At 72.1% G+C, this 14,530-nt stretch carries 11 protein-coding genes; 4 read left to right on the top strand and 7 right to left on the bottom strand.

Annotation, left to right across the window (positions count from 1 at the left end; all coding sequences use genetic code 11):
- Window positions 1-287: 287 nt before the first annotated feature.
- Both WT16_RS24995 and WT16_RS24990 read left to right on the top strand, forming a co-directional pair.
- Window positions 288-3,200 (top strand): heavy metal translocating P-type ATPase, encoded by a 2,913-nt coding sequence (locus tag WT16_RS24995; RefSeq protein WP_082874993.1) that lies wholly within the window; start codon window positions 288-290, stop codon window positions 3,198-3,200.
- A gap of 173 nt (window positions 3,201-3,373) precedes the next feature.
- On the top strand, window positions 3,374-3,802 hold the full coding sequence (locus WT16_RS24990) for a DUF4087 domain-containing protein (RefSeq protein ID WP_063534469.1): 429 nt from the start codon (window positions 3,374-3,376) through the stop codon (window positions 3,800-3,802).
- Window positions 3,803-3,821: 19 nt separating this feature from the next.
- Here the strand turns inward: WT16_RS24990 and WT16_RS24985 are convergent, their stop codons facing one another.
- The 4 genes from WT16_RS24985 to WT16_RS24975 form a co-directional block, all read right to left on the bottom strand.
- Entirely contained in the window at window positions 3,822-4,301 is a 480-nt protein-coding gene (locus WT16_RS24985; RefSeq protein WP_006029078.1) for a GNAT family N-acetyltransferase, read from the bottom strand.
- A 159-nt stretch (window positions 4,302-4,460) separates the two neighbouring features.
- Window positions 4,461-4,616, bottom strand: coding sequence for a hypothetical protein (locus WT16_RS34570; RefSeq protein ID WP_009914188.1), 156 nt, complete (start codon window positions 4,614-4,616; stop codon window positions 4,461-4,463).
- Window positions 4,617-4,812: 196 nt separating this feature from the next.
- A complete protein-coding gene (locus WT16_RS24980) occupies window positions 4,813-6,447 on the bottom strand; it encodes a hypothetical protein (RefSeq protein ID WP_063534468.1) in 1,635 nt (544 codons plus the stop codon).
- A 72-nt stretch (window positions 6,448-6,519) separates the two neighbouring features.
- Complete coding sequence (locus WT16_RS24975) at window positions 6,520-7,215, bottom strand: MgtC/SapB family protein (protein WP_015603102.1); 696 nt, start codon at window positions 7,213-7,215, stop codon at window positions 6,520-6,522.
- Window positions 7,216-7,323: 108 nt separating this feature from the next.
- Between WT16_RS24975 and WT16_RS24970 the strand changes: the two genes are divergently transcribed.
- A complete protein-coding gene (locus tag WT16_RS24970) occupies window positions 7,324-8,427 on the top strand; it encodes an AGE family epimerase/isomerase (RefSeq protein WP_015603935.1) in 1,104 nt (367 codons plus the stop codon).
- Window positions 8,428-8,504: 77 nt separating this feature from the next.
- On the opposite strand, the gene WT16_RS24965 is transcribed toward WT16_RS24970, so the two are convergent.
- A complete protein-coding gene (locus WT16_RS24965) occupies window positions 8,505-9,386 on the bottom strand; it encodes a LysR family transcriptional regulator (RefSeq protein WP_006029083.1) in 882 nt (293 codons plus the stop codon).
- Window positions 9,387-9,436: 50 nt separating this feature from the next.
- On the opposite strand from WT16_RS24965, the gene WT16_RS24960 reads away from it, so the two are divergent.
- A complete protein-coding gene (locus WT16_RS24960) occupies window positions 9,437-11,155 on the top strand; it encodes an MFS transporter (RefSeq protein ID WP_063534467.1) in 1,719 nt (572 codons plus the stop codon).
- Between the two features lie 83 nt (window positions 11,156-11,238).
- Here WT16_RS24960 and WT16_RS24955 read toward each other — a convergent pair whose 3' ends face one another.
- Entirely contained in the window at window positions 11,239-12,852 is a 1,614-nt protein-coding gene (locus WT16_RS24955) for a methyl-accepting chemotaxis protein (protein ID WP_063534466.1), read from the bottom strand.
- Window positions 12,853-13,009: 157 nt separating this feature from the next.
- Complete coding sequence (locus WT16_RS24950) at window positions 13,010-14,485, bottom strand: GDL motif peptide-associated radical SAM/SPASM maturase (protein ID WP_063534465.1); 1,476 nt, start codon at window positions 14,483-14,485, stop codon at window positions 13,010-13,012.
- Window positions 14,486-14,530: the final 45 nt, after the last annotated feature.

Below are 14,530 nucleotides of genomic sequence, written 5' to 3'. Positions count from 1 at the left end.
GTTCATGTGGCGCGCAGAGGGGAAGGGGCTGGCGGCGATGACCGCGCCCGCCGCCGATGCGCGACCAAACGCCGCGGCCCCGCGCAAGCCCGAAGGACCACGCCGACCGCCCGAACGCCCCGCGGACGCCGTGCGCGGCGGCCCCGCCGCGATCGCCCCGCTCCGCCCGCCTCCGGCATCCGGCATCCGGCATCGGCTCCCGATCTCGCGCTTGACCTTCCCATCATGGGAAAGTTGATACTTCGGATCATTGGCGGCATCGCCCGCCACATCGAATCGGATTGCAGATGACAAAACTGTTCGCTCCCGCCGCCCCGGTCACGACGACGCTGCTCGTCGAAGGCATGCACTGCGGCGGCTGTACGTCGCGGGTCGAGCAGGCGCTCGCCCGGGTGCCGGGCGTAACCGGCGCGGCGGTGGATCTCGACGCAGGCACGGCGACTGTCGACGCGGCGTCCGCGGTCGACGCGGCCCGCCTCATCGACGCGCTCGACGCGGCCGGATACCGCGCGACGGTCGCGCCGGCGCCCGCCGCGCGCCGGCACGCGGATGCACGGCGCGAAGACGAAGATGACGACGCCGTCGCGCCGCGCACGGCGACCGTCACGCTGGCCCTCGGCGGAATGACCTGCGGCGGCTGCGCGCGGCGCGTCGAGCAGGCGCTCGCGAACGTGCCCGGCGTGACGGGTGCGAAGGTGGATCTCGCGACGACGAGCGCGGAGGCGGACGTCGCGCGCGACGTCGATCCGCAGGCGCTCGTCGCGGCCGTCGAGCGCGCCGGGTATCGAGCGGACGTAGTGCGAGACGCGCGCGCCGACGCCGCGCCGACGCCGGCCGCATGCCCGCTCGACGGCGCGGGGCGCTCACAAGCGTCGCCCGCTGCTTTCGCGGTCGACGAATCGACCGTTGCGCCCCCGGAGCGCGCCGTGGCGACGAAGACGTCCGAACTGGATATCGACGGCATGACCTGCGCATCGTGCGCCGGCCGCGTCGAAAAGGCGCTGTCGCAAATCCCCGGCGTCGCCCGCGCGACGGTCAACCTCGCCACCGAAAAGGCAACCGTCGATGCCGACGCGCGCGTCGAAGCCGCGCAGTTGATCGAGGCGGTGAAGCGAGCGGGCTACCGCGCGTCACCGATCGTCGCGGCTTCCGCCCCCGCGTCCACGGCATCCCACGCGACCGTGGCCGCGCCCGCCCCCCGCCCCGCATCGCCGGGCGCCGACGACCGCAAGCGCGCCGAAGCGCGCCGCGAGCGCGCGCTCGTGATCGCGTCCGCCGCGCTGACCGCGCCGCTCGCGCTGCCGATGTTCGCCGCACCGTTCAGCGTCGACGCCGCGCTGCCCGCGTGGCTGCAGCTCGTGCTCGCGTCGATCGTGCAGTTCGGCTTCGGCGCGCGCTTCTACCGCGCCGCGTGGCATGCGCTGAAGGCCCGCGCCGGCAACATGGACCTGCTCGTCGCGCTCGGCACGTCGGCCGCGTACGGGCTGAGCATCTGGCTGATGCTGCGCGACCCCGGCCAGGCCGCGCACCTGTACTTCGAGGCGTCCGCCGTGATCGTCACGCTCGTGCGCTTCGGCAAGTGGCTCGAAGCGCGCGCGAAGCGGCAGACCACCGACGCGATCCGCGCGCTCAACGCGCTGCGCCCCGATCGCGCGCGCATCGTCGAGCACGGCGTCGAGCGCGACGTGCCGCTCGCGCAGGTGCGCGTCGGCACCGTCGTGCGCGTGCTGCCGGGCGAGCGCGTGCCCGTCGACGGCCGGATCGAGGCGGGCGTCACGCACGTCGACGAATCGCTGATCACGGGCGAGAGCCTGCCCGTTGCGAAGGAGCCGGGCGAGCGCGTGACCGCCGGCTCGATCAACGGCGAAGGCGCGCTCACTGTCGCGACGACCGCGGTCGGCGCCGAGACGACGCTCGCGCGCATCATCCGCCTCGTCGAATCCGCGCAGGCCGGGAAAGCGCCGATCCAGCGCCTCGTCGACCGCGTGAGCGCCGTGTTCGTGCCCGCGATCGTCGCGATCGCGTTCGTCACGTTCGCCGGCTGGCTCGCGGCCGGCGCGGGCGTCGAGACGGCGATCCTCAACGCGGTCGCGGTGCTCGTGATCGCGTGCCCGTGCGCGCTCGGCCTCGCGACGCCCGCCGCGATCATGGCGGGCACGGGCGTGGCCGCGCGGCGCGGCGTGCTGATCAAGGACGCGCAGGCGCTCGAGCTCGCGCAGCGCACGCGCATCGTCGCTTTCGACAAGACCGGCACGCTGACGGAAGGCAAGCCGACCGTCACCGCGTTCGACGCGATCGGCATCCCGCACGCCGACGCGCTCGCGCTCGCCGCCGCCGTCCAGCGCGACAGCGCGCATCCGCTCGCGCGCGCGGTCGTCGCCGCGTTCGACGCCGACGCCGACGCGCGCCGCTCGCGCCTCGCCGACGCGCGCGCCGACACGTCGCGCGCGGTCGCGGGCCGCGGCGTCGAGGCGCGCGTCGACGCGCGCCTCCTCGCGCTCGGCAGCACGCGCTGGCGCGACGAGCTCGGCATCGCCGTGCCCGACGACGTCGCGCGCCGCGCGGCGGCGCTCGAAGCGGCGGGCAACACGGTGTCGTGGCTGATGCGCGCCGACGCGCCGCGCGCGGCGCTCGCACTCGTCGCGTTCGGCGACACGGTGAAGCCGCACGCGCGGCGAGCGATCGAGCGGCTCGCCGCGCGCGGCGTCAGGAGCGCGCTCGTCACGGGCGACAACCGCGGCAGCGCGGCGGCCGTCGCCGCGTCGCTCGGCATCGACGAAGTGCACGCGCAGGTGCTGCCGGACGACAAGGCGCGCGTCGTCGCGCAAATGAAGCGGACGGCGGGCGACGGCGCGGTCGCGATGGTCGGCGACGGCATCAACGACGCGCCCGCGCTCGCCGCCGCCGACGTCGGCATCGCGATGGCGACGGGCACCGACGTCGCGATGCACACGGCGGGCATCACGCTGATGCGCGGCGATCCGGCGCTCGTCGCGGACGCGATCGACATCTCGCGCCGCACGTACCGGAAGATCCAGCAGAACCTCTTCTGGGCGTTCGTCTACAACCTGGTCGGGATTCCGCTCGCGGCGCTCGGCTGGCTGAACCCGATGATCGCGGGCGCGGCGATGGCGTTCTCGAGCGTGAGCGTCGTGACGAACGCGCTGTTGCTCCGGCGCTGGAAAGGCGACGCGCGCTGAATGAACAAAGCGCGGACATGCGCGAACTGCGCGGCGCGCTTGGGGCATGCATCGCGCGCTGCTCGCGACGGCGACGGGCGACAAATTGCGACACGGCCGCGAGCGCGGCTACGCTAGACTTCACGCATCGACGAATACGACGGCGTGCCGACACGCGCCGCCCCTCAAGCCGCATGATCGCATTCATTGCCCGCCGCATCGCTCGGCGCGCGCCGGCGCCCGCGACGATTTCCCGTTCGCGCCGCGCCGGCCGCCCTCTGCTCGCCGCACTGGCCGTCGCGCTGATCGGCCTTCCACAAGCGCACGCCGAAATCCGCTGCGGCTGGCTGCAGAATCCGACGCCCGGCAACTGGTGGCTCGACGACCGCACCGGCTCGTGGACGCTCAGCGCGATGGGCGGACCCGAAGCCGAAGGGATGGACCTGATTCCCGACATGGCGGGCAGGCAATACGTCGAAACCAACGGCTCGCACGGCTATGCATGCGCGTGCCTCACGGTGGTCACCGACAAGCAGGAACGGCGGATCGTGAAGGTGCAGAAGGCGAAGCAGTTGCCGCTTTCGCGGTGCCGGCGCGACAAGCGGCTCAAGGAGCCGGCGTAATCGGAAGCCCGAACCGGGATCAGAGCGATTCGATCGACTTGACGAACGTCGTCGTCGCGGCGGCGAAGCCCAGCTCGCGATACAGCGCGAGCGCGGCCGCGTTGTGATTGAACACCGACAAGCCGATCTCGCTCACGTGGAGCTGCCGCGCGTCGTCCTCGAGCGCCTGCAGCACGCGCGTCGCCCAGCCCTGGCGGCGAAAGGCGGGCTCGATTTCGAGATCGTAGATGAAGAGCGACCGATGCGGCCCTTCGGTGACGACGCCGTACCACAGGTGGCCGAGCACGACGCCGTCGGCGGATTCGCTCAGCGTCAGCAGCACCTGGTCGTCGGTGAGGAGCCCGTCGGGCAGCAGCGTGTCGATGCACGCGAGCGCGCGTTCGTCGGCTTCGTCGGGCGCGCTCTGGCCGGATTCGATCAGGTCCCGCGCGTAGCCACGCGCCGCGCGCTCGCGGTATTCGCGGAATTCCGTCTGGGTCATCGGGCGCATCTGCAACATGCCGCACCTGTTCGAAGAAGCGGGTCTATCAGTCAGTGTAGCGGGCGATGCGGGGTTGCGCGAACGGAATTCGCTTCGCCGTTGGCGGGTGGGTCGGACGCTGATTGTTCGCCTGCCGCGACGGCCTTCGCCATCGCGATCGGCCTGCCGGCGCCGCTATCAACGGCGGATCAGGCCGATCTGCGAGACGTGCGACTTGCGCACCCGCTCCGCCTCGGCGTGGCGGGCCTTGTACGAATAGTCGGCGTCGAGCGGCAGATGCGGCGACGTGAAAAGGTCTTCGATCTTTTGAAGCAGCGCGAAGATGAGGCTCATTTGCGACTCCTGTCAGCTAACGTCAAGGGTTTTCCCTTAGATGAGATTCTAGGTGTTTTCCCTAGGAACATCTAGTGCGTCGCAGCAAAAATCTCGCAAATCGCCCTTTCCCGCCGCGAATGGAGGCCGGCCCGTTGCGACCTCGCAACGCGCGTGCGGCATCGCGCCGCGGTGGTTCGTTGCATCCCTCTTTCAATCAGCGCCCGCGGCGCGGGGCATGCGCCCGCTTGACCGGCGGCGCGGCGCTCGACAGGCGGCTCGTCAGGCGGTCGACCTGCGCGCCGAGCTCGTCCTGGCGCTGCGACAGCATCTCGATCGTCGCGTAGTGGGTCACCTGTGCGGCGACGAGCCTGTCGATGCGTTGCCGCATCGCAGCAAATCGATCGCGCTGCGCCGACATTTGCACCGCCTGGACGACCAGCGCGACGATCGCGACGAGCAGAGCCACCGCGAGCGCGAGCAGCAGGCGGTTCACGCGGCGCATCTCCGCATCGGCCGCCCGGCGCAGGTCGATCGTTTCCGATTGGAGCGCGCGGACCCGGTCGGCGAGCGGGCGCAGGTGCGCGTCGAGATCGGATGAGACGGCGAGCGCAGCCGACGGCACGGGCGACGTGGGCGATACGGACGGAGACGGCGTTGACGGTGCGTGCGGCATAGACGCCGCAGTGGGCGCAGATGACACAGACGACATGGACGATGCGGCCGGGACGGCAGACAGGGGCGCGTCGACGCTGTCCACGGCGCCGACGCGGCTGCCGGAGGTGCCGGAACGATCGGCGCGGCCAGCCGCGCGGCCGTTCGATGCGGCCGGCTTTGAGTTGCCGCTCGTGTCGGGCGCCTTCCGGGATTTCGACGCCGCCGGCGCATCGACCGCGACGCCGCCCGCGAGCGGCAAAGCCGGCTGCGGATTCGCCGGACTCGAATCGGCGCGCTCCGCGTTCGCCGGCTCGCGATCCGTCGCCGCCGGGGCCGCAACCGCTTCGGTCGCCCGATCGCGCGTTGCCGCATCCTGACGCGCCACGGGCTCGGGCGACGCGCTGCGAGCCGCGCCAGCCAGCACAGCGCGATTCCCGGCCGCCCCGCCTCCCGCCGTTTCCCCTCCAGCCACCTCGCCTTCGGGAGCCTCGCGTTCGGCCGCCTGCTTGTTGCCGTCCGCGCGACGCGCGGACGAGCGGCGCGAACGAGGCGGCCGGGCAGCCGTCGCGTCGGCCGCAGTGGACTTCGTCGCCGCCGGCCCGGATGCGTCGGCCGGGGGGGACACGTCGCGTTGCCCGGCGTCCGCGTCGGCCGCTGCAGGCTCGCCGGAACGCGTCGCGGCGCCCGCGCCTTCGTTCGCCGCACCCGCCGCCGGCGGGCGCTCGTCCGCCGCATCGGCAGCGGCGCGCCCGCCGGCGTCGCGTTGCGCATCCCGCGTATCCGCTGCCGGCGCTTCTACGAATCCGCTCAGCAGATCCGCCTGTTCGCCCGCCGGGTCGGCCCCGCGCACCGTCGCAAGCGCGCCGCCGCCGCCCTGCGGCCGATCGAAACCGTCGAGCCCGCGCTGTTGCGCGCGCGCCGCATTTCGTTCGGCATCGTCGACGGCCACGCCGGCGGCCGCTTCGTCCGTCCGCGCGCTGTCTCCGGCCGCGACGCCGAACAGATCGAGCGTGTGCTCGTCGCGGAGCGCGTCGCTCGCGGTGGCGTCGCGGCCGGGCCGGGCCGCCGCGCGCGACTGCGCGGGGCCGCTCGCCGCAGCGGCGCGCGGCCGCCGCCGAGTCGTGGACGAACGGGAAGAACGGGAACGTGGGGATGCTGCGGAATCGGTCATGGATCGTTCAGCGGCGCGCCGCACGCGCGCCGGACTCGGCTTCGAACAATTTCAGGAAGGCGGCATTGTCTCATGCCCGCCGCGCGAGCCCGCGCGTCAATCGTCCGGCAAGCCGCTCGTCTGCTCGGTGAAGCCCTTCACGCCCGGCAACTGCCGCAAGCGCGCGCAAATGCTCTCGTATTCGACGTCCGACACGCGGCCAAGCGCGATCGTCACTTCGTCGCTGTCCGCCGCATCCTCGCTCTGCTGGACGATGAAGCGCTTGACGCGCGCGCTGTCGACGCCGAGCGCCGCGTGCAGCGAATCGAACGTCAGCGTGCCGCGCTCGGCCAGCAGCACGAGATGGCGGCGCTGGCGCACGGTCAGGTAGCGCCGCTCGAGCGGCTTGATGCCGGCGAGGATCAAGAGAATGATGACCGTCGCCGCGATCGCCGCCGCGTACAGCCCGCCGCCCACCGCGAGCCCGACTGCCGCGACCGACCAGAGGCTCGCGGCCGTCGTCAGCCCGCGGACGATCTCGCCGCGCAGCAGGATCGATCCCGCGCCGAGAAAGCCGATCCCCGACACCACCTGCGCCGCCATCCGCGACGGGTCGAGGTCGATGTGCGCCTGGCCGAGCACGTCGGCGAAGCCGAACGCCGACACGATCATGATGAGCGCCGAGCCGACGCACACGAGCATGTGCGTGCGCAGCCCGGCCGCCCATGACAGGCGCTCGCGCTCGATGCCGATCACGCTGCCGAGCGCCGCCGCGAGAATCAGCCGCATGATGAGTTCGACGTTGTTCAGCATCCATGCTCTCCCAGGTTCGACGGCGGCGGGCCGCATGCTTTATCCTTGCCGCTCGGCCCGCGCGCGCGGTGCCGCGTTCTTCCACTGTCAACCGCGTCGTCATCCGTCATGTCCGCACTCGTCTCCGTTTCCGACCAGGCCGCCCGATTGCGCCGCCACTTCGCGCAAATCGTCTTGCCGCTCTGGCGCGGACCCGGCTTCAACCCGGCGCTGCAACTGCCGTTCGAGGCCGTCGCGCCGGACACGCACGCGCCGCTGCCCGTCACCCGCTATCGCGCGATGGCGTGCGCGCGCCAGTTGTTCGTGTTCTCGCAGGCGGGCGACGCCCAGCACGCGCACACGCTCTTTGCCGCATTGTGCCGCCACTTTCGCGATCCTCGCCACGACGGCTGGTTCTACAGCGTCGATGCGCAGGGCGCGCCGCTCGACCGCACGAAGGATCTGTATACGCACGCGTTCGTCGTGTTCGCGTGCGCCGAATATTTCGCGGCGTCAGGCAATCGCGACGCGCGCGACGTCGCGCAACGCACGGCGGCGCTGATCGTCGAGCGCTTCGCGCCGCAACCGGGCAGCGCGCTCCTCGACTCCGCGCGCAGCGACGACTTCGCCGCGACGGCGGGCGGCCCGCTGCAGAATCCGCTGATGCACCTGACCGAAGGCTGGCTCGCCGCGAGCCGCGCGTTCGGCGAGACCGCATTCGACGACGCGCTGCTGCGCACCGCGCAGGCGGTCGAGCGCACGTTCGTCGATCCGCATACCGGCTGCGTTGCGGAGCTGCCGCTCGGCTGCGCCGACAATCGCTTCGAGCCCGGCCATCAGTTCGAGTGGTTCTATCTCGTCAGCGCGGCGGGCGCGCGGCTCGCGTCGACCGGCCTGCCCGACGCGCTCGCGCGCGCGTACGCGTTCGCGCAACGGCACGGCGTCGATCCGGACACGGGCGGCGTCTGCGCGGCGACCGACGCGCGCGGCGCATGCCTGGACGGCACGCAGCGGATCTGGGCGCAGACCGAATATCTGCGCGCGCTCGCGACGCACGGCGGCGAGCCGGACGCGCTCGCCCGTCAGATCGCGCGCTTTGCCGAGCGGTTCCTGCATCCGCGCGGCTGGTACGAATGCAGGACCGCGCAGGGCGGCGTGTCGCGCGCGGACATGCCGTCGACGACGCCGTATCACCTCGCGACCGCATACGCGTCGTTGCCTGCGGGAGCGTGACGCGCCGCGCGCGAGGCGCGTGACGTGCGTCGACTGACATCGCCGCCGGAGCACATGCAACCGCGCGCGCCCCCGCGCTAAAGCGCCGCCTGCCGCACGTACCGCACGAACGCGCGCACCGCGGGCGCCTTCTCGTGCTTGCGATACGCGATCGCCACTTCCGACGGAATCGGCTTGCCTTCGATCGGCCGGTACGCGACGCCCGGCAGCGACACGCAGCCGACGAGCGACTGCGGCACGATCGCGGCGGCTCCGCTGACCGACACGTGCGCGAGCACCGCGACGAGCGCGCCCGGCCGCGCGTCGACGACCGGCTCGAAACGCCCGCGGCGCGCCACCTCCAGCGTGCCGAGCGCCTGCTCGGGCACGACGAAGCGCTCGCCGGCGAGCGCGGCCGGCCGGATCGACGCGCGCGCCGCGAGCGGCGAATGCTCGTGCACCGCGACGACGAACACGTCGCGGTGCACTGTGTGCGTCGACACGCCGTCCGGCAGCGGCAGCGGCGGGCGCACGTATGCGACGTCGAGCGTGCCAGCGTCGAGCTGCGCGGCGACATCGCCCATCGGCACTTCGCGCACGTCGACGCCGATGCGCGGATGCGCGTCGCGAAACGCGCCGACCGTGCGTTGCAGCACGCCCGCATACGCGGCCGACGACACGTACCCGACCTCGATCCGCCCGATTTCGCCGCGCTCGGCAAGCGCCGCCAGCTCGCGGCCGCGCGCGAGATGCGCGAGCGCCGCCTGCGCTTCGCCGAGGTAGACCGCACCCGCCGCGCTCAGCGCGACCGAGCGCCGCGTGCGATGAAAGAGCCGCACGCCGAGAAGCCGCTCCGCATCCTGGATGAGCCGCGTCAGCGCGGGCGGCGCGACGTCGAGCTCGTCCGCCGCGCGGGCGAAGTGCAGATGCCGCGCGACGCAGAGAAACGCCCGGACGTGGCGCAGTTCGAGGCGATCCATTTATTGCTCCCGCTTATTGCTTCCGCTTATTGCTTCATCAAGCAATAAAGATGGATTTCTGTAGCAATGACACGCAACAACCGCTGAGCCTAACATGCCGCTCTCCCCTTCGCATCATGGTGTCCGGCATGCACGACGCGCCCTCCCGCCCCGCTCCGATCGAGCCCCTCCGTCACGCTTGCGGCTCGCCCGCCGCCTCCGCGTCTGCCCCCGCCCCCGCATCCGCGCCCGGCTCCGCGGCGCTCGCGCACGCCCGCCGCAGCACCGCGTGGCGCGCGCTCGCCACTGCGTCCGCGGCCTGCTCGCTGATTGTGCTCGACACGAACGTCGTCGCGGTGTCGCTGCCGTCGATCGCCCGCACGTTCCACGCGAGCTTCGCGGACATCGAATGGGTCGTGAGCGCGTACATGACCGCGTTCGCCGCCTGTCTGCTGCCGGCGGGCGGCCTCGCCGACCGCGCGGGCCGCAGGCGCGTGCTGCTCGCCGGGCTCGCGGTGTTCTTCGTCGCGTCGCTCGGCTGCGGGCTCGCGCCGTCGGCCGCGTTGCTCAACGTCGCGCGCGCGGTCAAGGGCGTCGGCGCCGCGATGCTGCTGACGTCGGCGCTCGCCGTGATCGCGAACCGCTTCCCCGACGGCCGCGACCGCACGCGCGCGTGGGCGATCTGGGGCATGTGCATGGGCATCGCGACGACGGTCGCGCCGCTCGTCGGCGGCGCGATCGCGCAATGGATCGGATGGCGCTGGATCTTCCTGCTGAACCTGCCGGTGTGTGTCGCGCTCGCCGCGGCCGTTTGCGCGACGATCGACGAATCGCGCGATCCGCACGCGAAGCGCATCGACGCGCCGGGCAGCGTGCTGTTCGGCTCGGCGCTCGCGCTCGGCATCTGGGCGCTGATCGACGCGCCGTCGCGCGGCTGGACCGCGCCCGGCACGCTCGCGCGCTTCGCGGCGAGCGCGGCGCTCGTCGCGGCGTTCGTCGCCGCCGAGCGCTGGCAGCGGCGTCCGGTGATCGATCTCGCGCTGTTTCGCGAGCCGCGCTTCGTCGGCGCGCTGCTTGCGATGTTCGGCTACGCGGCGTGCGCGCAGGTGATGATGACGTTCCTGCCGCTCTATCTGCAGATCGGCTTCGGGATGTCGGCAATCGACGCGGGGCTCGGCATGCTGCCGTTCGCGCTCGCGATGATCGTCGGGCCGTCGCTCGGCGCGGCGCTGTCGGCGCGCGCGCCGGCCGCGACCGTGCTCGGCGGCGGGCTCGCGCTGATCGGCATCGGCAATGTCGCGACCGCCGCGCTCGCGGGCGCGTCGCATTACGGGCCCGTCGCGCTCGGCATGCTGATCACCGGCTGCGGCGCGGGCATCCTCAACGGCGACACGCAAAAGGCGATCATGGCGTGCGTGCCGCCGGAGCGGACCGGGATGGCGTCCGGGATCAGCACGACGACGCGTTTTTCCGCAATCGTGATGTCGGTCGGCGTGCTCGGCGCGGTGCTCGCCGCGCGGACCCACGCGGCGCTCGCCGCGCGCGTCGCGCACGCGCCGGAGCTGCTCGGCGCGCTCGACGCGCACTTCATGTCGAGCCTGCTCGCGGGCGATCTCGCGCAGGCGGTACGCGGCCTGCCGCCGCGCACGGGCGCGGCGCTCGCGCGAATCGCGCCCGCGGGCTTCGCGAGCGGCTTCGCGGTCGCGCTGGGCGTGAGCGGCGCGTTCGCGCTCGCGACGGCCGTCGTGGTGCGGCTGCTCGTCGGCGCGAAGCCGGGGCGGGCCGCATGAGCGCGCCCCCGATGCGAGACGGGCGGCGCGGACGACGATGCGCGATCCGTCCCGCCCGCCCCGCGCACCCGATGCATGCGCGACTATGCGCCCGCGAGCTGCGGCGCGCCCGCGCCGGCGAGCGCCGCGCCGCCGGCGGGCCGGCGCTCGCGCGCGTCGCCGAGCTCGAACACCGAGACCGACTGCTGCAACTGCTCGGTTTGCTCGTTGAGCGAGCCGGCCGCCGCCGCGACTTCCTCGACGAGCGCCGCGTTTTGCTGCGTCAGTTGCTCCATCTGCGTGACCGCCTGGTTGACCTGCTCGATCCCCGCGCTCTGCTCGATCGACGCGGCCGTGATCTCGGCCATCGTCTGCGCGACCCGCTCGATCGACGCGGACACCGAGCGCATCGCCTCGCCCGCGCGCTCGACGAGCTCGGAGCCGCCGTCGATCTGCGTGACCGATTCCTCGATCAGCAGCTTGATCTCCTTGGCCGACTGCGCGCTGCGCTGCGCGAGCGCGCGCACCTCGCCCGCGACCACCGCGAAGCCGCGCCCCTCCTCGCCCGCGCGCGCCGCCTCGACGGCCGCGTTCAGCGCGAGGATGTTGGTCTGGAATGCGATCCCGTCGATCACCGCGATGATCTCCGCGATCCGGCCCGAGCTGCGCGCGATGCCGTGCATCTTGTCGATCACGTCGTCGACGATCGCGCCGCCGTTCTTCGTCGTTCGCAGCGCGTCGTCGGCGAGCGCGCTCGCCGCGCGCGCACTGTCGCTGTTCTGCCGCACGGTGGCGGTCAGCTCCTCCATGCTCGCCGCCGTTTGCTCGAGCGACGCGGCCTGGCTCGACGTGCGCGCGGACAGGTCCGCGTTGCCGCTCGCGATCTCGGCCGCGCCGAGGTGGATCGCGTTCGACGCGTTGCGCACGGCGCGCACGGTGCCCGCGACGCTCGCCTGCATCTCGGCGAGCCCGCGCAGCAGCCGCTCGATTTCGTGGATGCCGTGCGGCGCCACCCTCCCGTCGAGGCGGCCTTGCGCGATCTGCTCGAAATGCACGCCCGTCTGCGCGAGCGGCGCGACCACCGCGCGCCGCGCGACGGCGTAGATCCCCGCGATGCACGCGAACATCAGCACGAGCAGCACCGCGCCGACCGTCTCGAACCAGCGCATCCCGGTGTCGATCATGCCGAGCGCATGCTCGCTCGTGCGGCTGCTGAATTCGGAGAACGTGCGCAACTCGCCGAGATACGCGTCCTGGATCTGCTGCGTCGGCTGATCGAGAAACGCCTGCATGTTGTTGGATTCGAGGAACTGCACGAGATCGACGAGCGCCGCGTGGTACTTGCGGTAGCGCTCGGTGAGCGCCGCCGCGCGCTCGGTGTTCTCGGCGCTGATCGTCGGCGCGGCCGTGAAGGCGGCGAACGCGCGATCGGCGAGCGCGAGCTGGTCGCGCACGTGCTGGAGCGTCTCGGTGGGCATCGGATCGCCCTTCACCATCCGCGTGCTGGCGCGCGACAGGTTGGTGCGAGCGTCGAGCATGTGCTGGGTCGCGACGGTCGTCGCGTCGACCTGCTTGATCGCGACGTTGGACAGATCGTCGACATTGCTGCGCGACGCGGACAGCGACCAGAAGCCGAGCCCCTCGACCGCGATCAGAAACAGGCAGAACACGACGAGCACGCCGAGCAGGCCGGATGCGAGCTTGATTTTGCTGAACATGAAATTCCGTTAGAGCCAAGAAAAGATGCTGCCTTGGCGTTAGCGGCATTTCGGCGGCGGACTTGAGCGATCACCTACGCGGCGCGGGGGCTCTCTGGTTGCCCGGCGTCCGCCGAAACGGCGAGGCCGGGCGCGAGCGCGTCCGGCCTCGCGAGCGTCACGCGCCGTCGAACGTCGACGCCGACAGGCCGAGCAGACGCTCCAGGTCGTTCATCAGCGCGTGCCGGCGCCGCGTGTCCTGCTCGTGGGCGCGCGCCGCCGCGTCGATGTCGCTGCCGCAATGCGGACAGGTATGCTCGCTCGCATGCACGTAGCCGTCGCAGTTGCGGCACAGCTTCATTCTCGACGGCACGCGCCCGACGTCCGGCGAGCGCTTGCCCTTGTTCTTCCAGGCGAGCTCGATCACCTGCCCCGAGCGGACGATGCTCGACACCGGCTCGCCATCGGCGATGCGCTCGGTCACGAGATCGAAGCGGCCCACCGCGAACGACGCCGGGCCCGCGTCCTGCACCTTCTCGATCCGCTCGCGCAGCCCCTGCTTCTGCAGCTCGAGCACGCGATAGTGGCAGTACGGATTGTTGCCCGGCTTGCCGAGCAGCGAATGCGAGGTCCACGTGCAGCCGCCGCGGCACACGTCCGCGTAGTAGCAGGTGCGGCAGAAGCCCCACAGATCGTCGACCGAGCGCAGCCGGCCGAAATGGATGCCCTCGCTCGTGCGCCAGATGTCCTCGATCGACATGTCGCGCACGTTGCCGCCGGAGAAGCCGACCGTCGCGAGCGACGGGCAGCCCTTCACCGTGCCGTCCGCTTCGAGCGCGATCACGGTCTGGCCGGCCGCGCAGCCGGTCCAGTGCACGCGCTCGTCGCCGAAGCCGCGCCAGAGGTGCTCGTACGGCCCGTAATAGCCGATGTTGTTGCCGACCGTCATCAGCAGCCCGCGGCTCACGCCGTCCGTATACAGCTTCGCGAGGAGCGGCATCAGCTCGGCCAGCCGGTACGGCTGCAGCAGCACCTCGTCGTTGTCGACCGCGTTGCCCATCGCGACCGTCAACTGGATCTGCCAGTGCGTCGCGCCGAGTTCGATGATCGTGTCCATCAGCGCGGGCAGGTCCGCCATCGTCTGCGCGCCGATCTGCGTGTTGACGCTCACCGCGAGGCCCGCGTCGCGCGCGCGGCGCAGCGTGTCGAGCGCGCGCTCGAACGCGCCCGGCACGTTGCGCACCTTGTCGTGCAGCGGCGCGAGCCCGTCGAGCGACACGCCGACGCCGTTCAGGCCCGCGTCGACCGCTTCCGCCAGGCGCTTCGGCGTCAGATTGCGGCCGCCCGTCTGGATCGCGCAATACATGCCGTGCGAGCGGATCGCGCGGATCAGTTGCGTCCAGTCCTTGCGCAGATACGCCTCGCCGCCGATCAGCGACACTTCGCGCGTGCCGAGCCGCGCGAGCGCCTCGATCACTTCGAGGCATTCGGCCGTGCTCAGCTCGTTGGTCCGCCGGCGCCCCGCCCGCGAACCGCAATGCAGGCACTTGAGATCGCAGGCGAGCGTGATTTCCCAAACGGCATGAACCGGGACGAAGCGTTGATAGTCGCTGTCGATCAGGTAGCGGGCCGGGCGCGCGTCCGTTGTGCTCATGTCGATGTCTCCTTGTGGGACGGTGGCGGCCGCACGCGCGGACGG

This window comes from Burkholderia sp. MSMB1589WGS, from assembly GCF_001636105.1.
GTDB classification, from domain to species: Bacteria; Pseudomonadota; Gammaproteobacteria; order Burkholderiales; family Burkholderiaceae; genus Burkholderia; species Burkholderia humptydooensis.
The sequence above is the reverse complement of the archived record's forward strand: the minus strand, read 5'-3'. Positions and strand labels throughout refer to the sequence as shown.